Here is a 19962-nt window from a genome sequence, read left to right on the forward strand (position 1 = left end):
GCTTCCGATCTCTCGTTAGCGGGAGGCGAATTCTACAGCGTTACACGCTGCTGTCAACACCTCTTTTTCTCCGCTTTCGACCGAGAAGATCGAACCGTTGAAAGCACCAAAAGAACCGGCATTTCCAACTCCTTCCAGACTTCGATGAACTGAAGCGACCCGCCTTCGAAACCTACTTAACTCATTGAATCTCAAGGAGTTTTCCGTTTCGACTGCGCCGGAAGTGGGGCGAATTATAGAGACTCAGAATCTGCCGTCAACCCCTAATTTGCGTTTTCTATCAAGAGAGGGAAAAAGGCTGCTCCTATATAGACGCGAACGCAGTGAGTGCGCACTATATTGCCCAACACACCAGCTACTTCCTCGGATGATGCCACGCAATGAACGACCAACCTCGCAGCCTTGCCTCAACCCTGTTCCCGGTTGGCCTTTTATTAATAGCTATGGCATCAATCCAGTCCGGCGCTTCGCTGGCTAAAAGCATGTTCCCCATCGTGGGCGCCCAAGGCACAACGACGCTGCGTTTGATTTTCGCCAGCGTGATCATGCTGTTACTGCTCAAACCCTGGAGGGCGAAGCTGACAGCCAAGTCGCTGCGCACAGTGATTGTCTACGGGATGGCGCTGGGGGGGATGAACTTCCTCTTCTATATGTCGCTACGCACCGTTCCGCTCGGCATCGCAGTTGCCTTGGAGTTTACCGGCCCGCTGGCGGTCGCCATCTATGCCTCACGTCGCGCAATCGACTTTGTTTGGATTGCCCTGGCTGCAATCGGCTTGTTGCTATTGATACCGACTGGCGCTACGTCCGCGGGCATCGATCTGGTCGGTGCAGGTTATGCACTGGGAGCCGGCGTTTGCTGGGCGCTATACATTCTGTTCGGCCAAAAGGCCGGCGCAGATAACGGCGTGACCACCGCAGCGCTTGGCGTGATGATCGCAGCCCTGTTCGTCGCCCCCATCGGCATCGTCCATGCCGGCAGCGCACTGCTGACTCCGGCATTGATCCCGATCGCTATCGGCGTCGCGATCCTGTCTACCGCCCTCCCCTACACACTGGAAATGGTCGCCCTCACCCGCATGCCCGCCCGCACTTTCGGCACGCTGATGAGCATCGAACCGGCCTTTGGCGCGCTGTCGGGCCTGCTATTCCTTCAGGAATACCTTTCTTTGTCACAATGGATGGCGATCCTGTGCATTATTCTGGCCTCCGTCGGTGCAACCATGACCATGGGCAGCACTGCCAAACCCGCCATCGCCGCGGATTAAAAGGGGATTGAACGAAGGTCTGGCATTTGGCGCTCATTTAGGCCATGTTTAGCCTCGCAACCCAATGCCAGACATGGATTTTTTCGGATAGGGACATCGGAACGCGTCAAGCGAGAGCGCATACAGGCAGACCCGAGCGCCAGACTCGAGGCCGCCATAAGGACGGTAATGAAACGAATTTTGATACTGATCGCCATACTCGCCGTTGCGGGCTGCGCGGCGACGTCGAAGACCCAGGTCAAGCATGGCAAGAAAGGGCTGCACATCAACTGTTCGGGGTTGTCCTCTTCTTGGGACAAGTGCTACGCCAGCGCTGCAAACTCTTGCGCGCCGAAGGGCTACAAGGTAATCGCCAAATCAGGCGATACCGTGGAAGAACCGGGTGATTACCCCTTCGGCCTCAACCCCGCCGGCTATACCAGCCGCAGCATGATCGTCATCTGCAAATAAACCATCGCCACTAGTGCGTTCGCGAAGCGGCGAGCTGGTGTCCGATCTCCTCATGACAGGACTTCAGCATCCGTTGCTGAATCTTCGGTGACGCCAACATACGCGCCACCACCAGTGCCCCGACACATTGCGACAGAATCGCCCAGGCCAGGCTGTCGCTTTCCAGAATCTGCGCCCAACTTTCCTGAAGCTTACAAATCCACAGCTCGGCCTGCTCCCGCACAACAATATCCGACCGCGCTATCTCGGCGCCCAGTGCAGGCAATGCGCAGCCCAGCTCAGGCTGCTCGACATGGGCCATGTTCAGATACAGTTTCAGGCACCGCTCCAGCCGTTCGCGATCCTGCGTACCCTGCCCGCCCAAGCGTTCAAGACTCTGGCACAACTCGCGCTCGACGATAGCCGCGAACAGGGCGTCCTTGGACGAGAAATGGCTGTAGAACGCCGCCCCGCTCAAGCCGATCGCCTTCATCAGGCCATCGACGCCCATTGATGAAAACCCGGTCTTTTTCGCAGACAGCGAGCTGCTTTGCAGGAGCTTTTCTTTGGTTTCCAGCTTGTGACCGGCGGAATACCGCATGTATTTGTCCTCACATTGAGTGCCTTGACGCTGAGCAAATCCTAGCATAACGTTCGTTCACTTAACGATCGTTTACTAAAGGGATCCGCCCATGAATAACAAGAAGGTCGTATTGGTTGTCGGTGCAGGTGATGCCACGGGCGGCGCCATCGCCAAGCGGTTCGCCAAGGAAGGTTTCGTCGCGTGCGTCACGCGGCGCAGCGCCGACAAATTGCAGCCCTTGGTGGAAACCATTCAAGCGAACGGTGGCGAAGCCCACGGGTTTGCCTGCGACGCGCGCAAGGAAGAAGACGTAATTGCGCTGATCGAAGACATCGAAACCCGCTTGGGCCCGATTGAAGCATTCGTCTTCAACATCGGCGCCAACGTACCCTGCAGCATCCTCGAAGAAACCGCACGCAAGTATTTCAAGATCTGGGAAATGGCCTGTTTCTCCGGATTTCTTAATGCCCGGGAAGTCGCCAAACGGATGGTGACCCGTAGCCGCGGCACTATCCTGTTCACCGGCGCAACTGCCGGATTACGCGGCGCCTCAGGCTTCGCCGCATTCGCCGGAGCCAAGCACGGTATCCGGGCTCTGGCACAGAGCATGGCCAGAGAGCTTGGCCCGATGAACATCCATGTCGCCCACGTCGTGGTCGACGGCGCTATCGATACCGACTTCATCCGCGACAATTTCCCTGACAAATATGCCACCAAGGATCAGGACGGTATTCTCAATCCCGACCACATCGCCGAGAACTACTGGTATCTGCATAGCCAGCCACGGGACGCCTGGACGTTCGAACTGGATCTGCGTCCGTGGAACGAGCGCTGGTAATCCCCCCAATAACAAAAACAGAGTGCAGCGAACATGAGCAAAACCGTGGAGTTCTATTTCGATCTCGGCAGCCCCGCCACCTACCTGGCGTATACCCAACTGCCGAAAATCTGCGCTGAAACCGGCAGCCAGTTGATCTACATTCCGATGTTGCTGGGCGGCGTCTTCAAAGCCACCGGCAACGCGTCGCCGGCAATGATCCCGGCCAAGGGTCGTTACATGTTTCAGGACCTGGACCGTTACGCCAAACGCTACGGCGTGCCCCTGAAATTCAACCCGCATTTCCCGATCAATACCCTGATGTTGATGCGCGCGGTCACCGGCATTCAACTGCGTCATCCTGATCGCTTCCTGGCATTCATCGATTGCCTGTTCAAAGCGCTGTGGGTTGAAGGCCGCGCCCTCGATGAGCCGGCAACAGTTGCCGCCGTGCTGACCGAACATGGCTTCAATCCTGAAGAAGTACTGGTATTGACCAACGATGAAGCAGTCAAGGCTGCGCTCAAAGACAACACCGAAACCGCCGTGAAGCGTGGCGTCTTCGGTGCGCCGAGCATGTTCATCGACAACCAGTTGTTCTTCGGTCAGGACCGGCTCGACTTCGTTGTGGAAGCCCTTCGCTAAATCTCCACGACCACACGCCCCTGAGCTGCTTTCGCTGCCAGCAGCTCATGGGCTTCTCCGGCGGTTTCCAGCGTGAACTGATGCGGATCAAGCAGAGGTCGCAGCTGACCGGACTCAATCAGCGCGGCAGCCTGTCGCAAAATCTCGCCATGATGCTCACAGCCCCTGCCGGTCAGTAACGGCAACAAGGTGAACACGCCCGAATACGTCGCCCCACGAAACGACAACGGCGCAAGGCTGTGCTGCCCCCAGCCCAGACAACTCAGCACATGTCCGCTGTAGATCCGTGCGGCTTTGAACGAGGCGTCCAGCGTCTCGCCGCCGACCGTGTCATAAACAATGTCGAACCCCTCCCCCGCCGTGAACTCGGCGACATAGTTCTCCACCGAGCTCTCTAGATAATCGATGAACGTCGCACCGTAACCCTCGATGATCGAGCGCTGCCTCACAGAACCTGTTGCATAAACATCTGCACCGAATGCTCGGGCCAGTTGAACGGCCACATGCCCGACGCCGCCCGCTCCACCGTGAATCAATACTTTATGCCCCGCACTCATCCGAGCCCGATCCACCAGGCCTTCCCACGCCGTGACCAATATCAATGGCAGGCTCGCGGCCTCGCGCGGGCTCAAGTTCAAAGGCTTACGCGCCAGCAGTCGTGCGTCCACCACTGCAAACTCGGCCAACGAACCTTGCGCGCCACCAATGCCTGTGGCCAACGCATACACCTCGTCGCCCGACGCCCAATTCTGCACGCCCTCACCCACCGCTTCGACCACACCCGCCAGATCCAGCCCCAATACCGCCGGCAACGGTTGCCGGGCATGGGCGGCCTGCCCCGCACGGATTTTCAGATCCAGCGGATTCACACCGCTGGCCTTGATCCGCACCAGTACCTGCCCGGCCTCTGCCACGGGGCGCTCAAGGGAAACCAAGCGTAACGGCCCGTTCGCGGTGTCCACTATCAGGGCTTTCATGTTGAGTGAGTCAGTCATTTCGGTCATTCCTGTGGGAGAAAGTGAAGCCATGCTCCCGCAGCAGCCCCATGCCGATAAGACGTCAAATGACTATAGTGAGCATGCCGAATCGGCATGAATGAGGCGCTTCATGGACAAGCTCAACGCAATGGCCATCTTCGTCCGGGTGGTCGAACGCGGCAGTTTCTCCACCGTTGCCCGGGAACTGCACACCACCCAGCCGACCATCAGCAAAGTCCTGCGCGCCCTTGAGAATGAATTGGGCGGCAAGCTGATTGCCCGCAGTACACGCAAGCTGTCACTGACCGATGAAGGTCAGCGGTACTACAACGAATGCCGAAATATCCTCGCCGCCGTGGATGCCGCCGAGCACAGTTTCCAGTCCGGCAGGGAAACCGTGGCCGGTCCTTTACGGATTGGCTCCTCCGTCAGTTTCGGCCGTTTGCAGATCGCCTCGCGACTGGCGGAATTTCTGCAGCGCTATCCGCAGGTGCAGATCGACCTGCAACTGAGCGATCAGAATCTGGATCTGGTCAGCGAAGGCCTGGACGTCAGCCTGCGCATCGGTGAGCTGAACGACAGCGGCATGATCGCCCGACGCATCGGCACCACCCACCGGCTCACGGTGGCGACGCCCGATTACCTGCAACGCCACGGTCACCCACAATCACCTCAGGATCTTACGCAGCACAACTGCCTGCAATTCAACCTGCTCAGCACTCAGAATCTGTGGACTTACGAGAAGGATGGCCAACACCACGACGTACGCATCCAGGGCAACGCCCAGAGCAACAACTCCGAAGCGATCCGCGAAATGGTCTTGGGAGGACTGGGGATCTCGCTGTCACCGGTCTGGTTGTTCAGCGAGTACTTGAAGGCCGGTCGAGTGGTCGCCCTGTTGCAGGACTATCAGACCCGATCATTGCCGATTCACGCCGTGTCCCCGGCGAACCGTCGCCAGTCCGCCAGGGTCAACGCGTTTGTCGATTTCATGACCCAGGCGCTGGCTGCAGCGCCCGAGCTTCAACCTGTTAAATAGCAGCAGTACGCGTGTTCAACCATTCCAGTGCCGCGCCTTCAAGCAGCGGACTCAGGCGCTCGCGCACTTCGGCGTGATAGGCGTTAAACCACTGTTTCTCTTCCTGCGTCAGCAACGACGGCTCCAGGCAGCGAGTGTCGATCGGGCACAGGGTCAGGGTTTCGAACTTGAGGAACTCGCCGAACTCGCTGCTTCCCGCTTCAACGTTCATCGCCAGGTTCTCGATCCGCACACCCCAGCGGCCCGGACGATAAGTGCCCGGTTCGATGGAGGTGATCATTCCCGGTTGCATGGCGGTTTGTGGCGCCGGCGCTGCCTGATAGGCGATCACCTGCGGACCTTCGTGAACGTTGAGGAAATAACCCACGCCGTGGCCGGTGCCATGACCATAGTCGACGTTCTCTGCCCAGATCGGTGCGCGGGCAATCGCATCCAGCAGCGGCGACAGAATGCCTTTCGGGAAATGTGCGCGGGACAAGGCAATCACGCCTTTCAGCACACGAGTGCAATCGCGCTTCTGCTCTTCGGTTGGCGTACCAACAGCCACCATGCGCGTGATGTCGGTAGTGCCGCCCAGGTATTGACCACCGGAATCGATCAGCAACAATCCATCACCCTCGATCACCGCGTGCTCCTCCGGGGTGGCGTGGTAATGCGGCATCGCGCCGTTGGCGTTGAATGCGGCGATGGTGTTGAAACTCAGCGACACATAATCCGGACGACGCTCACGAGCAGCAGTGAGTTTCTCGTCAATGGTCAGCTCGGTAATGCGCTCGCGACCCCAGGCCGATTCCAGCCAGGTGAAAAACTCGCACAGCGCCGCGCCATCCTGCTCCATCGCCTGACGAATGTGCCCGGCGTCCGCAAGACTCTTCTGCGACTTGGCCAGGGTGGTCGGGTTCAGGCCTTCGACCAGCTTCACGCCAGTGTCGAGGTTATCCAGCAGACCGCTGGTGACCCGCGCCGGATCCACCAGCAGGCTCGCGCCACTCGGAATAGCACGCAAGGCGTCAGCGACTTCGCTGTAGTCACGCAGGGTCACGCCGTCTTTTTCCAGCACGGCACGCAGCTCAGCATCGACCTTGCTCAGTGCCACAAACAGCGTGGCTTGTTGCTGGCTGATCAGCGCGAAGGAAACGAATACCGGATTGAACGACACATCGCCGCCGCGCAGGTTGAACAGCCAGGCGATATCGTCGAGGGTGGCGATGAAGTGCCAGTCAGCACCGCGCTCCTGCAGGGTTTCGCGCAGCTTGGCGAGTTTCTCGCCACGGCTGACAGTCGCCTGCGGTGGCAGGTGCTGATAGATCGGCGCATTCGGCAACGCCGGGCGATCACTCCAGACTTCTTTCAACAAGTCGATGTCGGTACGCAGACTGGCGCCCCGCGCTTCGAGCTTGCTGCCCAGCGTACGCGCCGACGCGACGGCCATCACTGCGCCGTCGACCGCGACCACGCCACCTTCCGGCGTCTGCTCGGCCAGCCAGTCCAGCGGGCTCGGCTGACCCGGTTGCAGTTTCACCAGTTCGATACCGCTGCCCTTGAGTTCCTTGGTCGCCTGTTCCCAGTAGCGACTGTCGGCCCAGACCCCGGCGAAATCGGTGGTGACAATCAACGTGCCGACCGAGCCATGGAAACCCGACAGCCATTGCCGGCCCTGCCAGTAACCCGGCAGATATTCCGACAGGTGCGGATCGGCGGACGGCACCAGCAACGCGTGGATACCTTCGCGACGCATCAGTTCACGGGTGTGCGCGAGGCGCTGGGGAACCGTTCCTTCGGTCAAAGTCTGGGTACTCATCATGTCTCCTGCCAATCACTTCATCGTTATTGTTCGGTGCCGTTCGAAGCCGGCTCGTTAAAGCCCTGTCGCCCAGAATGCCGGAGCACTGGCGCAGGCGGTCTTGATCAGATCTACAGCCTTGTCGATGTCCTCGGCGGTGGTGAAACGACCGAGGCTCAGACGAATCGTGCGTCCCGCCAGGTGGGCGTCATGCCCCAGTGCCAGCAAGACGTGGGACGGTGTGTTGCTGGCGGAATTGCAGGCCGAGGTCGCGGAAAACGCGATCGAATGGCTCAGCGCCGCCGGATTGAACTCGCCTTCGCTGAAGGTCAGGCTCAAGGTGTGCGGGATACGTTGGGTGGAACTGCCGTTGAGGCGTACGCCGGGCAGGCTCAACAGTTGTTCGAGCAGTCGCTCGCGCAGCGCGACGATGGTTTTCTTCTCGTCATCAAACGCCTCGGCGGCCAGGGCAAAAGCCGAGCCCATGGCAGCAATCTGGTGAGTCGCCAGGGTACCGGAACGCAAGCCGCCCTCGTGGCCACCACCGTGAATCTGCGCCTGCAACCGCTGCTGCGCACGCGGACCGACGTACAGCGCGCCGATGCCTTTGGGGCCGTAGAGTTTGTGCGCCGAAAACGACATCAGGTCCACCGGCCATTGCGCCAGATCGATCGCGACCTTGCCGGCGCCCTGGGCCGCATCGACGTGGAACAACGCTCCACGCCCACGCACCACTTCGCCGATGGCCGGGATGTCGTTGACGGTGCCGAGTTCGTTGTTCACCAGCATCAGCGACACCAGAAAGGTGTCATCGCGCATCGCTTCGCTGACCGCTTGCGGGGTAATCAGGCCTTCGGCGTCCGGTACCAGATAGGTCACGGCGACACCGGCGTCCTGCAATTGCCGGGCGGTGTCGAGGATGGCCTTGTGTTCAATCTGACTGGTGATGATGTGCCCGCCGGACACACCACGAGCCTGAGCCACGCCTTTAAGGGCGAGGTTGTTGGATTCTGTAGCGCCGGAGGTCCAGACGATCTGCTGCGCCTGGGCGCCGACCAGTTCGGCGACTTGCCGGCGAGCGTTCTCGACCGTTTGCCGGGCCTGCTGGCCGAAGGCGTGGGAACTGGAGGCCGGGTTGCCGAAGTTACCGTTGAAACCCAGACACTCGATCATCACCTGGATGACCCGCTCGTCCACCGGGGTGGTGGCGGCGTAATCGAAATACAGCGGACGTGTGTTCATAAAAAGACTCGCAGAGCGTGTTCCGGGATCAGGAAGCTCGTGTCTACAAACGGCACGACGCAGCCTTGTGAGCTGCGTCCGGGTTCGAGAGCGTCATCAATACCTGATCGGATGCCGTTAAAGAAGAACAACTTCATTTAAAAGTGCGTAGGAACGCTCCTGAACGCGACTTTAACAGGCATCGGGCCGGCGGTTGTAGCACTGCGTCAGCTAAAGCTTTCAAGGAGTAACGGATACAGCGAAATCACCAGCAGCGCCGCCATGCCCCAGTTGAACACCCGCAACCAGCGGCGATCCTTGAGCACGTTGCGCAGCAAGGTCCCGCACGCAGCCCAGACGCCGACGCTCGGCAGGTTGATGATGGCGAACACCGCCGCAATCACGATCACGTTGGTGAAATACCCCTGCATCGGCGCGTAGGTGCTGATGGCGCCAATGGCCATGATCCACGCCTTGGGATTGACCCACTGGAAGGCTGCCGCGCCGAGGTAGCTGATCGGTTTCGCCTCGCCCTGCTCGCTGTCGCCGACCGGGCCGGAGTGAGCGATTTTCCACGCCAGGTACAGCAAGTACGCCGCGCCGACGTAACGCAGAACCGTATAAAGCAGCGGATAAGTCTGGAACACCGCGCCCAGGCCAAAACCCACCGCCACCACCAGCACGAAGAAACCGCAGGTAATGCCGAGCATATGGGGGATGGTGCGGTTAAAGCCGAAATTCACGCCCGATGCCAGCAACATGGTGTTGTTCGGCCCCGGTGTGATCGAGGTGACAAGGGCAAACAGGGCGAAGCCCAGCAGCAGGTCGAGCGAGAGGGTCATGGCAGGCAGTCCGTCAGGGTCATTCAGGAGTTGACCCTATCCCACGGCGCCGAGCAAACCCACGGACAGTTGGGTAAAACTTCAAGCAGTACAGTTATGAATCAGCTTGGACGACCGTGCAGCTGTACGGCCCGCTCGGCGCTCATCTCACCTTTGCTATCAAACCCGAAAGTCTTCTGTGGCTGGCCGAGCAATTCGGCTTTTTTCGCATGATATTCCTCGAAGGAAAGACCGCGACGGTTCAAGGTTTCAAGGGCCAGTTCGCGGGTTTCTTCCGCCGTGTAAGGGCGCAGTTCCGGGGAAACATGGCTCGCGCAACCGGCGAGAACGGAGACAGCGAGCATCAGCGAAACAGTCAGTAAACGATTCATGGGAGCGTCCTGGCGAGCAGTGTGGGTCGATGGAGAAAGGCTACGCCCGGGCACGCTTTGGCAGAAATCAACGCTCTCAATAGTGGCTATCAGAATTCGAACAGTATCCCCCCTTTATATTCTAAAAAGACCTATCAATATCAATTAACAGTCTTTTACGGAATAACAGTCAGCCTTTATAAATCCCTCATCGCGTTCGGCACTGTTGCTCCAGCAACTGTTTCCCAGGCAACAGTGGTTCAACAAACCGGCCTAAAAGTCACATGAGCACAGCCACCGAAAACGCTCAAAGCCCCGGAATACGGGCCTTACAGGAATTGGTACAGCGCTTGCTCTGCTCCAGTGACTACTCACTGCTCGCCGAGCAACTGTTGAAAAAGGAACTGACCATGTCGCGTCCACTGAAAGTCGTCGCCCTGTCCGGCGGAACCTGGCGTCCGTCCCGCACCCTGGTGCTGACCCAAGCCCTGCTGACCGAATTGTCCGGGCACCTGCCGGTCGAGAGTCATCTGATCGAACTCGGTGACATCGCCCGCCCGCTGGGCGCCGCGCTGTCCCGTCAAGAACTGCCGGTCGAGATCGAAGCCGAGCTGCAGGCCATCGAACAGGCTGATCTGCTGATCGTCGCCGCGCCGGTGTATCGCGGCTCCTATCCGGGACTGCTCAAGCATTTGTTCGACCTGATCGACCTGAATGCGCTGATCGACACACCAGTGCTGCTCGCCGCCACCGGTGGCAGCGAACGCCATGCGCTGGTGCTCGATCACCAGTTGCGCCCGCTGTTCAGCTTCTTCCAGGCTGTGACCCTGCCGATCGGTGTGTACGCCACCGAAGCCGATTTCGCCGACTACCAGATCACCAGCGAACCGCTAAAAGCGCGCATCCGCCTGGCAGCCGAACGCGCCGCGCCGCTGTTCGGCACTCACCTCAAACCGTTGCTGAAGATCGCTTAAGGAGCAGCTCATGGATGTTTTCTGGTTCCTGCCGACCCACGGCGACGGTCACTATCTGGGCACCACCCAAGGCGCGCGCCCGGTCACCCTCAATTACCTGAAACAGGTGGCGCAAGCCGCCGACAGCCTCGGTTACCACGGCGTGCTGATTCCCACAGGGCGTTCCTGCGAAGACTCGTGGGTGATCGCCTCAGCGCTGGTGCCGCTCACCGAACGCCTGCGTTATCTGGTGGCGATCCGTCCGGGAATCATCTCGCCGACCGTCTCGGCGCGCATGGCCGCGACCCTGGATCGACTGTCCAATGGCCGCGTGCTGATCAACGTTGTGACCGGCGGTGACCCCGACGAAAACCGTGGCGACGGCAGTTTCCTCAGCCACAGCGAACGCTACGAAGTTACCGACGAATTCCTGAAAATCTGGCGCCGGGTGTTGCAAGGCGAAGCGGTGGATTTCGAAGGCAAACACCTGAAGGTGCAGAACGCCAAAGCCCTGTATCCGCCGGTGCAGAAACCCTATCCACCGCTGTATTTCGGCGGTTCCTCCGACGCGGCCCACGATCTGGCCGCCGAGCAGGTTGACGTGTACCTGACCTGGGGCGAACCACCGGCCGCCGTCGCCGAAAAACTCGCCGATGTACGCGAACGCGCCGCGCGTCACGGGCGCAAAGTGAAGTTCGGCATCCGCCTGCACGTGATCGTGCGCGAGACCGCCGAAGAAGCCTGGAAAGCCGCCGACAAACTGATCGAGCACATCAGCGACGAAACCATCGAGGCCGCGCAGAAATCCTTTTCGCGCTTCGACTCCGAAGGCCAGCGGCGCATGGCCGCCCTGCACGACGGGCGCCGCGACAACCTGGAAATCGCCCCCAACCTGTGGGCCGGCGTCGGCCTGGTGCGCGGCGGTGCCGGTACTGCATTGGTCGGCGATCCGCAGCAGGTGGCGGCGCGAATCAAGGAATACGCGGATCTGGGCATCGAGAGCTTCATCTTCTCCGGCTACCCGCATCTCGAAGAGGCCTACCGCTTTGCCGAGCTGGTGTTCCCGTTGTTGCCCGAGCCGTATGCAAGCCTGGCCGGACGCGGCGTGACCAACCTCACCGGGCCGTTTGGCGAAATGATCGCCAACGATGTTTTGCCCGCCAAAGCCAACGCCTGAGGAAGACCGAGTGACTGCCAAACCGCAAAGCACCCTGCTCTCCCCGTTGCAGACCGCCCGCCAACTGGCCGCCGAATTTGCTCTGACCGCCGTCGAGCGCGACGAGCGTGGCGGCACCCCGAAAGCCGAACGTGATGCCCTGCGCGACAGCGGTCTGCTGGCCCTGAGCATTCCCACCCGTTACGGCGGCCTCGGCGCGCGCTGGAGCGAAACGCTGGAAGTGGTGCGCGAGTTCGCCAAGGTCGACAGCTCGATCGCCCACGTCTTCGGTTTTCATCATTTGATGCTCGCCACCGTGCGGCTGTTTTCTCGCCCGGAACAATGGCAGCCGTGGTTCGAACAGACCGCGCGGCAGAACTGGTTCTGGGGCAACGCGCTCAATCCGCTGGACACCCGCACCGTGGTCAAGGACCTCGGTGGCTGGCGCGAGTTTTCCGGCAAGAAGAGCTTCTGCTCCGGCGCCAGCGATTCGCAGATGCTGATCGCCTCGGCGGTGGACGAAAGCAACGGCGGCAAACTGTTGATCGCGGCGATCCCCAGCGGGCGCAGCGGCATCACCCTGCACAACGACTGGAACAACATCGGCCAGCGCCAGACCGACAGCGGCAGCGCCACGTTCGAACGGGTGCGGGTCGAAGAATCGGAACTGCTGCTGGATCCGGGGCCGCTGAGCACACCGTTCGCCTGCTTGCGCCCGTTGATCGCGCAACTGACGTTCACCCACATGTTTCTCGGCATTGCCGAAGGGGCTTTTGAAGAAGCGCGGCAATACACCCTCAGCGAAACCCGTGTCTGGCACAAATCCTCGGTGCGCGAGGTACGTGAGGATCCTTATGTGCTGGCCCATTACGGCGAGTTTTGGGTCGCCCTCGAAGGCATCCGATTGCTGGTGGAACGCGCCGCTGCGTTGCTCGACGAGGCCTGGGCCAAAGGCCCGAACCTGAGCGCCGAAGAACGCGGCCATCTGGCCACGGCGATTGCCACAGCGAAGGTCGCCGCCAGCCGCCAGGGCCTGGAGATTTGCGGCCGATTGTTCGAAGTCACCGGCGCCCGTTCGACCCACGCCTCGCTGCGCCTCGACCGACACTGGCGCAACCTGCGCACGCAAACCCTGCACGACCCGCTGGATTACAAACTCCACGAGCTGGGCGACTGGGCGCTGAACCAGTCCCTGCCGGTGCCGACGTTCTATTCCTGATTTCCTTTCGTGGAGCGAGACCCATGCAACTGCTGACCCTGCCGCCTTCACCCGCCCTGGCCACCTCAATCCGCGCCACCGCCCAGGTGTTCGAAGACCCGAAATCCCAGGCCCTGCTCGCGCATCTGCAACAGGTCGCACCGAGCGAAGCCAGTGTGCTGATCATCGGCGAAACCGGCACCGGCAAGGAGTTGGTAGCGCGGCACATCCACAACCTGAGCAACCGGCGCAATCGGCCGTTCATTGCGGTGAACTGCGGGGCATTTTCCGAATCGCTGGTGGAAGCCGAACTGTTCGGCCACGAAAAAGGCGCCTTCACCGGCGCCCTCAGCGCCAAGGCCGGTTGGTTCGAAGAGGCGGATGGCGGCACTTTGTTCCTCGATGAAATCGGCGATCTGCCGATGGCGATTCAGGTCAAGTTGCTGCGGGTCTTGCAGGAGCGTGAAGTGGTGCGCCTGGGTTCGCGCAAGAGCATCCCCATCGATGTGCGGGTGCTGGCGGCAACCAACGTGCAACTGGAGAAAGCCATCAACGCCGGGCATTTCCGCGAGGATCTGTATTACCGGCTGAACGTGGTCAATCTGGAACTGAGCCCGTTGCGCGAGCGGCCCGGCGACATCCTGCCGCTGACCCGGCATTTCATCGAGGCCTACAGTCAGCGCCTGGGCTACGGACGCATCACCATCAGCCCCGGCGCCGAACACAAACTGCGCGGCTACAGTTGGCCGGGCAACATCCGCGAACTGGAAAACGTCATCCATCACACGCTGTTGATCTGCCGTAACGGCGTGATCGAACGCGATGATCTGCGCCTGTCGAACCTGCGCATTGATCGTCCCGACGATCAGCACACGACTGCCGACGACTCACCGGAAGCGCTGCTGGAACGCGCCTTCCAGAAACTCTTCGAACAACAGGCCGGCGCCCTGCATGAGAAGGTCGAAGACGCGTTGCTGCGCGCAGCTTATCGCTTCTGCCATTACAACCAGGTGCACACCGCGTCCCTGCTCGGCCTGAGCCGCAACGTCACCCGCACGCGGCTGATCAAGATCGGCGAACTGGCGGTGAACAAGCGGCGGCCCACGGAAAACCTGCAAGGCGAGCGCTTGATCCAGCTGTCGATCTAGCCGACCAGTTGGCAGTGCAAACCGTCGTCGTGACTGCGGGCGATGCTGCTCAGCACCTGGAATGAACCGAAGGTCACGGTGCGCGCCTGATGGGTACGAATCAGTTGCCAGAAATCCTGCTCGCCGGATTCGAAACTCTGGAACGCCGCCTCCCCCGCCTCGCGGGACTGCCATTGCAGAAAGCTCAACACTCGCCGGCCATCGTCGCTGGCCTGGACGCTGGCGCTGACGAAGCCGGCGTAACGCTGGGCCAGACGTTCGGTCTGCACCGCCAGCGCCGAGACCAGCGCCGGTTGCTGGCCGGGTTCGATTTCAAATTCGATCAATTGGGTAAAGCTGCGGTTTTTCGCTGGTGCTTGCATGACATCCCCACTCTGTCAGACGAATCTTGCGATTCGAAGGCCTGCAGGGTAAAACCTCGAGTTAACTAGAGGTCAAGGGGCATTTTGCAAATGATCACTGCGGAAAATGTGCACAAACAACTGACCGTCGGCGAAGTCGCGGCCCGCAGCGGCGTGGCGGTCACCGCCCTACATTTCTATGAATCGATAGGCTTGATCAAAAGTCAGCGCAACGCCGGCAACCAGCGGCGTTATCCACGGGAAGTGCTGCGGCGGGTCGCGTTGATCAAAGTGGCGCAACGCCTGGGCATTCCGCTGGCGGAAATCGGCGAGGCGTTAAAACAGCTACCGGACAACCGCGCACCGACGGCGGCGGACTGGAAAGTGTTGTCGGAGCAGTGGCGGCGGGAGCTGGACGAGCGGATCAATCAGTTGATGCTGTTGCGGGACCGGCTGACCGGTTGCATCGGTTGCGGATGCCTGTCGATGGAAGCCTGCCCACTGCGCAATCAGGGCGATGTGCTGGGCGAGCAAGGGCCGGGGGCGCACTTTCTCGACGTACCCAAGTGAGGGTTCCCATGCCGTGGGAACCCTCAATTCGATCCATCAGAAGCCCGGCGCAATCTGCCCTTTGTAGCGGGTCAGAATGAACTGACGCACTTCATCGGAATTCAACGCCTTGGCCAGTTTCTGCAGGCCCGGGTCGTTGATGTTGTCGGGACGCGCGACCAGAAACTCGATGTACAGGCTCTTGCCTTTCTCGACGATCAGCGCGCTGTTGGTGTCGATCCCGGCTTCCAGCGCGTAGTTGGCGAACACGAACGCCAGGTCCACCTGACTCACCGAACGCGCCAGCAACGCGCCTTCCAGCTCACGGATTTTCAGGTGCTTGGGGTTTTCGACGATGTCGCGCTGGGTGGCCAGGGTGTTGCTCGGATCCTTGAGCCTGATCAGCCCCGCCTCGTGCAGCAGCACCAAGGCGCGACCGGTGTTTACCGGGTCATTGGGGATCGACACGCTGGCGCCGTCCTTCAGCTCCGAGATGTTCTTGATCTTGGTCGAGTAAGCACCGAACGGTTCGATGTGCACGCCGACCACCGGCACCAGATCGGTGTGGCGAGTCTTGTTGAAATCATCGAGAAACGGCCGGTACTGGTAGTAGTTGGCGTCAAGGTTTTTCAGCGCCAGTTGCTGGTTGGGCTGGATGAAGTCGGTGAAGACCTTGATGTCCAGATCCACGCCTTCCTTGGCCAGGGTCGGTTTGACGAATTCGAGGATTTCCGCGTGCGGCACCGGGGTGGCACCGACGATCAGTTTTTCGTTGGCATGGGCGCCAAACGACAGAACGGCAGCCAGTACGGCCAGGGTCTTTTTCATGCTGTGCTCCAAGGCAGATTTAAGTGGCCGTCGTGGGGTGAACGTGGGGCCTTTATGGGTGAACTTGTTTTTTCAGCGTCGGCTGTAGTGCGCCACCAGGCGGTCGCCGGTCATTTGCAGGGCCTGCACCAGAATCAGCAGCAACACCACGGTGACTACCATCACGTCAGTCTGAAAGCGCTGATATCCGTAACGGATCGCCAGATCGCCGAGCCCGCCGCCACCGATCACGCCGGCCATCGCCGTGTAATCCACCAGCACGATGGCGGTGACCGTCACCGCCGCCAGCAACCCGCCGCGGGCTTCCGGCAGCAAGGTGTGGCGAATGATTTGCCAGGTGTTGGCGCCCATCGCCTGGGTCGCCTCGACCACGCCGCGATCGACTTCGCGCAACGCGGTTTCCACCAGCCGCGCAAAGAACGGCGTGCAGCCGACCACCAGCGGCGGAATGGTCCCGGGCACGCCCAGCGACGTACCCACCAGCAGCGTGGTGAGTGGAATCAGCACGATCAGCAAAATGATGAAAGGCAGCGAACGCAGCATGTTCACGATCACCGACAGCACCCGGTACAGGCCGACCATTTCATGCAACTGGCGCTTGCCGGTGAGAAACAACAGCAGCCCCAGCGGCAAGCCCAACAACACCGTGAACAGCAGCGCCGCGCCGAGCATGCTCAGGGTGTCGAGACAGGCCTGGGCGATGTCGGCCCAGTAAATGTGTTTGAACCACTCGGCCATGATCAGGACCAGTCGTGGCGCGGCGGTTTGACGCCGTTGAGCAGCCAGTTGCCGACCACGTGGTACTTCCAGCGCACCGGATCATGCAGCGTGTGAACCCGGGCGTTGCGCCAGTGGCGGTCGAAGTTGTGCTTCTTCAGGGTCGAACGGGTGCCGCCGAGTTCGAACAACTTGTTGCTGGCCTCGATGGCGATTTCGGTGGTCAGCACTTTGGCCCTGGCTACCGCGAGTGACGCCAGTGCGACGTTGTCTTCATCGGGTGCCGGACGTGCGGCGTCGAGCGCCCAACCGGCGCGTTCCAGCAACGCCTCGGCGGCTTCCAGACGGATTTCCAGTGCGCCGATCTGAATGATGGTCAGCGGATCTTCGCTGGCCTTGTCCACACCCGCATCGATCCATGGCCGGGCGAACTGGCGGACAAATTCGACCGTATCGCGCAGCGCCGCACGGGCAATGCCGGCGTCGATGGCAGCGGTGGTCAACTGGGCGAACGGCCCGGCCAGGGTCGGGTTCTCGTAGGAACGGTACGTCGGAAACAGATTGAATGGCGCCACTTGCAGATTTTCCGCCAGCACCGTGCCGCTGGAGGTAGTGCGCTGGCCGATGCTGTCCCAGTCATCGACGATCACCAGCCCTTTCGTGCCGCGCTCGACGAAGGCCAACTGGCCCTTCTGTTCTTCATCCAGCGCCAGCACCGCCAGCCAGTGGGCGTAGAGCGAACCGGTGCAGTAGCCCTTGCGGCCGTTGATCACGAAGCCGTCGCCATAACGACGGAGGGTCGCCTGAATATCCTGCACATTCTTGCCGCCGGTTTCCGACAACGCGTTGGCGAAACGATGACCTTGCAGCGCCAGCTCAAAGAAATGCGCCTGCTGCGCCAGGGTGCCTTGCAGGCGGATGTCTTCGAGCAGGCAGTAATGGTTTTGCGGGATCTGCCCGAGGGACGGATCGGCGGCGGAAATGATCGCGATCACCTGCGCCAGCACCGCACAGGACACCTGCGCGCCGCCGTATTCCTTCGGCACGGTGATGCCCCACAGGCCACTGTTGGAATACAGATCGACGATCTCGGCGGGCACTTCGCGGTTGCGGTCACGCTCGGCGGCGTGTTCCTGCAAGACGGCGGCGACCTGTGCAGCCACGCGCAAGGCTTCGGCGTCGTCGGCGATCCGGTGGGCGGCCGGCGGGTTGATCGGATAAACGGCAGATTCAGACATGGATGACTCTCGGTATCGGTGTTGTACCGGGTCATTGCAGCTTCTGTGCCTGACGAAAAGGCCTTGTTTTACGAGGGCTGCAACGGAACTTCAGGGCGTTTGGCGATGAAAACTTGCGCATTCTGTTGCTTCGCTGTCGATGGCTGAACAGTGCGAGGCCTGCTCGTCGGCTACTCGGTCACGACGGCGGCACGGATCTATAGTTGAGCGACCGGCAACCCCGGCGAAGGCACACCTTCAACCTCTAATAAAAACCAGGCAACAAATAACAGGGAGTACCGCCATGAGCGTCAAACCCATTCCCGAGGGGTACCACAGCATTACCCCGTACCTCGGCATTCACAAAGCTGCCGAAGCCATCGACTTCTATAAAAAGGCGTTCGGTGCCACCGAAGTCATGCGCCTGAGCATGCCCGACGGCGGCATCGGCCACGCCGAACTGCGCATCGGCGACAGCGCGATCATGCTCGGCTCGCCATGCGATCAAGGTCCGTTGAGCAATCCGGACACAGCGGTGTCGGTCGGTCTGCATCTGTACGTGACCGATGTCGACAAATCCTTTCAGCGTGCGCTGGAGGCCGGCGCGACCTCGGTGTCCGAGGTCAAGGATCAGTTCTACGGCGACCGCAGCGGGACGTTGAAAGATCCGTACGGGCATCTGTGGTTCCTGGCCACGCGCAAGGAAGACCTGACCCAGGCGCAAATCGAGCAGCGGGCGAAGGAGATGTTCCAGCAGGGTTAGCAAAGCCAGGTTGTCCATTCCCGCGCAGCGCGCGGGGATGGGCGAACACGATTCATGAACCGTCGAACCACGCTTCACGTCTTGTCATGAACGCCCGGCGATTTCAGGATGCAGGCCACTCGCCTGAATAAAGGATCACCCGATGTTTGCCGGATTCGTCAAAGACCAGCGCCACGTCAACGGTGTGGACATCAGCTACCGCCTCAAAGGCAGCGGCCCGGGCCTGCTGCTGTTGCACGGGCACCCGCAGACCCACGTCATCTGGCACAAGATCGCCGGGCAACTGGCGGAGCACTTCACGGTGATCGCCGCCGACCTGCGCGGTTATGGCGACAGCAGTCGCCCGCCGGCCGATGAGGCTCACCTCAACTATTCCAAACGCGAGATGGCTCGCGACGGCGTGGAATTGATGAAGGCGTTGGGCTTCGAGCAGTTCTCGATCCTTGCCCATGACCGTGGTGCGCGGGTTGCCCATCGCCTGGCGCTCGATCATCCCGAGGTTGTACAGCGCATGGTCCTGCTCGACATCGCGCCGACCCTGGCAATGTACAGCCAGACCAACGAAGCCTTTGCCCGGGCCTACTGGCACTGGTTCTTCCTGATCCGCCCGGCGCCGTTGCCGGAAACTTTGATCGAAGCCGATCCCGAAGGTTATCTGCGCAGTGTCATGGGCAGCCGCAGCGCCGGGCTTGCACCCTTTACCGACGAGGCATTCAGCGAATACCGGCGTTGCCTGGAACGTCCCGGCAGTGCTCGGGGGATCTGCGAGGATTACCGCGCCAGTGCCGGCATCGACCTGGAACATGACCGCGCCGACCTTGCTGTCGGCCGTCATCTGAACCTGCCGTTACTCGTGCTGTGGGGCGCCGGGGGCACCGTCGGTCGCTGCTTCGATCCGCTCAAGGAATGGCAACAGGTTGCCACCGACGTACGGGGCAACGCGCTGCCAGCCGGGCATTACCTCGCCGAAGAAGTGCCCGAATTGTTGCTGGCCGAAGCACTCGACTTTCTCCGCTGATTCCCCTCCTTCAATCCGGCGGCATGCGCTGCCGGACTGCTTCGCCTCCCCCGCAAAAATCCGCCCACGCGACAGCCACCTGCAATCGCGAAACATTTACTTTCATATCGTTTATCGGGA

General features: G+C 60.7%; 22 protein-coding genes. 12 read left to right on the forward strand and 10 right to left on the reverse strand.

What is annotated here, in order from left to right; all coding sequences use genetic code 11:
* Positions 1-380: 380 nt before the first annotated feature.
* Positions 381-1268, forward strand: a complete 888-nt coding sequence (rhtA, locus tag CAF74_RS00005; RefSeq protein WP_085744902.1) for a threonine/homoserine exporter RhtA — start codon at positions 381-383, stop codon at positions 1266-1268.
* A gap of 168 nt (positions 1269-1436) precedes the next feature.
* A complete protein-coding gene (locus tag CAF74_RS00010; protein WP_007955851.1) occupies positions 1437-1718 on the forward strand; it encodes a hypothetical protein in 282 nt (93 codons plus the stop codon).
* Positions 1719-1728: 10 nt separating this feature from the next.
* Here CAF74_RS00010 and CAF74_RS00015 read toward each other — a convergent pair whose 3' ends face one another.
* Positions 1729-2298 (reverse strand): TetR/AcrR family transcriptional regulator, encoded by a 570-nt coding sequence (locus tag CAF74_RS00015; protein ID WP_085744903.1) that lies wholly within the window; start codon positions 2296-2298, stop codon positions 1729-1731.
* Between the two features lie 91 nt (positions 2299-2389).
* Here CAF74_RS00015 and CAF74_RS00020 point away from each other — a divergent pair, with 91 nt between their 5' ends.
* Together CAF74_RS00020 and CAF74_RS00025 are read left to right on the forward strand one after the other, a co-directional pair.
* Positions 2390-3118, forward strand: a complete 729-nt coding sequence (locus tag CAF74_RS00020) for an SDR family oxidoreductase (protein ID WP_085744904.1) — start codon at positions 2390-2392, stop codon at positions 3116-3118.
* Positions 3119-3151: 33 nt separating this feature from the next.
* On the forward strand, positions 3152-3742 hold the full coding sequence (locus CAF74_RS00025; protein WP_085744905.1) for a 2-hydroxychromene-2-carboxylate isomerase: 591 nt from the start codon (positions 3152-3154) through the stop codon (positions 3740-3742).
* Here CAF74_RS00025 and CAF74_RS00030 read toward each other — a convergent pair.
* Positions 3739-4737, reverse strand: a complete 999-nt coding sequence (locus CAF74_RS00030) for a zinc-dependent alcohol dehydrogenase family protein (protein ID WP_085744906.1) — start codon at positions 4735-4737, stop codon at positions 3739-3741. The two genes, CAF74_RS00025 and CAF74_RS00030, sit on opposite strands and share 4 nt — an antisense overlap.
* A gap of 112 nt (positions 4738-4849) precedes the next feature.
* On the opposite strand from CAF74_RS00030, the gene CAF74_RS00035 reads away from it, so the two are divergent.
* Entirely contained in the window at positions 4850-5758 is a 909-nt protein-coding gene (locus CAF74_RS00035) for a LysR family transcriptional regulator (RefSeq protein ID WP_085744907.1), read from the forward strand.
* Here CAF74_RS00035 and CAF74_RS00040 read toward each other — a convergent pair.
* The 4 genes from CAF74_RS00040 to CAF74_RS00055 form a co-directional block, all read right to left on the reverse strand.
* Positions 5751-7559: an aminopeptidase P family protein gene (locus CAF74_RS00040; RefSeq protein ID WP_085744908.1), complete on the reverse strand. Its 1809-nt coding sequence runs from the start codon at positions 7557-7559 to the stop codon at positions 5751-5753. The genes CAF74_RS00035 and CAF74_RS00040 overlap by 8 nt on opposite strands.
* Positions 7560-7616: 57 nt before the next feature.
* Positions 7617-8783: an aminotransferase class V-fold PLP-dependent enzyme gene (locus tag CAF74_RS00045; protein ID WP_085744909.1), complete on the reverse strand. Its 1167-nt coding sequence runs from the start codon at positions 8781-8783 to the stop codon at positions 7617-7619.
* A 206-nt stretch (positions 8784-8989) separates the two neighbouring features.
* On the reverse strand, positions 8990-9604 hold the full coding sequence (locus CAF74_RS00050) for a LysE family translocator (protein WP_085744910.1): 615 nt from the start codon (positions 9602-9604) through the stop codon (positions 8990-8992).
* A gap of 101 nt (positions 9605-9705) precedes the next feature.
* A complete protein-coding gene (locus CAF74_RS00055) occupies positions 9706-9975 on the reverse strand; it encodes a hypothetical protein (RefSeq protein WP_085744911.1) in 270 nt (89 codons plus the stop codon).
* A 389-nt stretch (positions 9976-10364) separates the two neighbouring features.
* Here CAF74_RS00055 and msuE point away from each other — a divergent pair, with 389 nt between their 5' ends.
* From msuE to CAF74_RS00075, 4 genes are read left to right on the forward strand one after another with little or no spacing between them, the layout of a single operon-like run.
* The gene (gene msuE, locus CAF74_RS00060; protein ID WP_085745418.1) at positions 10365-10928 is read left to right on the forward strand and encodes an FMN reductase; all 564 of its coding nucleotides are present in this window, start codon (positions 10365-10367) and stop codon (positions 10926-10928) included.
* 10 nt (positions 10929-10938) lie between these two features.
* Positions 10939-12084, forward strand: coding sequence for an FMNH2-dependent alkanesulfonate monooxygenase (gene ssuD, locus CAF74_RS00065; protein ID WP_085744912.1), 1146 nt, complete (start codon positions 10939-10941; stop codon positions 12082-12084).
* Between the two features lie 10 nt (positions 12085-12094).
* A complete protein-coding gene (locus CAF74_RS00070; protein WP_085744913.1) occupies positions 12095-13282 on the forward strand; it encodes an acyl-CoA dehydrogenase family protein in 1188 nt (395 codons plus the stop codon).
* A gap of 23 nt (positions 13283-13305) precedes the next feature.
* A complete protein-coding gene (locus CAF74_RS00075) occupies positions 13306-14409 on the forward strand; it encodes a sigma-54-dependent Fis family transcriptional regulator (RefSeq protein WP_085744914.1) in 1104 nt (367 codons plus the stop codon).
* Here the strand turns inward: CAF74_RS00075 and CAF74_RS00080 are convergent.
* Positions 14406-14771, reverse strand: a complete 366-nt coding sequence (locus CAF74_RS00080; protein WP_085744915.1) for an antibiotic biosynthesis monooxygenase — start codon at positions 14769-14771, stop codon at positions 14406-14408. The two genes, CAF74_RS00075 and CAF74_RS00080, sit on opposite strands and share 4 nt — an antisense overlap.
* A 90-nt stretch (positions 14772-14861) precedes the next feature.
* Between CAF74_RS00080 and soxR the strand changes: the two genes are divergently transcribed.
* Positions 14862-15320 carry a redox-sensitive transcriptional activator SoxR gene (gene soxR, locus CAF74_RS00085; protein ID WP_085744916.1) on the forward strand — a complete coding sequence of 153 codons (459 nt, stop codon included), beginning with the start codon at positions 14862-14864 and terminating at the stop codon, positions 15318-15320.
* A 36-nt stretch (positions 15321-15356) separates the two neighbouring features.
* On the opposite strand, the gene CAF74_RS00090 is transcribed toward soxR, so the two are convergent.
* The 3 genes from CAF74_RS00090 to CAF74_RS00100 all read right to left on the reverse strand — a co-directional run bounded on the left by CAF74_RS00090 (position 15357) and on the right by CAF74_RS00100 (position 18082).
* Positions 15357-16127: a MetQ/NlpA family ABC transporter substrate-binding protein gene (locus CAF74_RS00090; protein ID WP_085744917.1), complete on the reverse strand. Its 771-nt coding sequence runs from the start codon at positions 16125-16127 to the stop codon at positions 15357-15359.
* Positions 16128-16199: 72 nt separating this feature from the next.
* Positions 16200-16865 (reverse strand): methionine ABC transporter permease, encoded by a 666-nt coding sequence (locus CAF74_RS00095; RefSeq protein ID WP_085744918.1) that lies wholly within the window; start codon positions 16863-16865, stop codon positions 16200-16202.
* Positions 16866-16867: 2 nt separating this feature from the next.
* Complete coding sequence (locus tag CAF74_RS00100) at positions 16868-18082, reverse strand: SfnB family sulfur acquisition oxidoreductase (protein ID WP_085744919.1); 1215 nt, start codon at positions 18080-18082, stop codon at positions 16868-16870.
* Between the two features lie 283 nt (positions 18083-18365).
* Here CAF74_RS00100 and CAF74_RS00105 point away from each other — a divergent pair, with 283 nt between their 5' ends.
* On the forward strand, positions 18366-18824 hold the full coding sequence (locus CAF74_RS00105; RefSeq protein ID WP_085744920.1) for a VOC family protein: 459 nt from the start codon (positions 18366-18368) through the stop codon (positions 18822-18824).
* 142 nt (positions 18825-18966) lie between these two features.
* The gene (locus tag CAF74_RS00110; protein WP_085744921.1) at positions 18967-19842 is read left to right on the forward strand and encodes an alpha/beta fold hydrolase; all 876 of its coding nucleotides are present in this window, start codon (positions 18967-18969) and stop codon (positions 19840-19842) included.
* Positions 19843-19962: the final 120 nt, after the last annotated feature.

It is taken from the genome of Pseudomonas sp. R45(2017) (genome assembly GCF_002112305.1).
Taxonomy (GTDB): domain Bacteria; phylum Pseudomonadota; class Gammaproteobacteria; order Pseudomonadales; family Pseudomonadaceae; genus Aquipseudomonas; species Aquipseudomonas paraglycinae.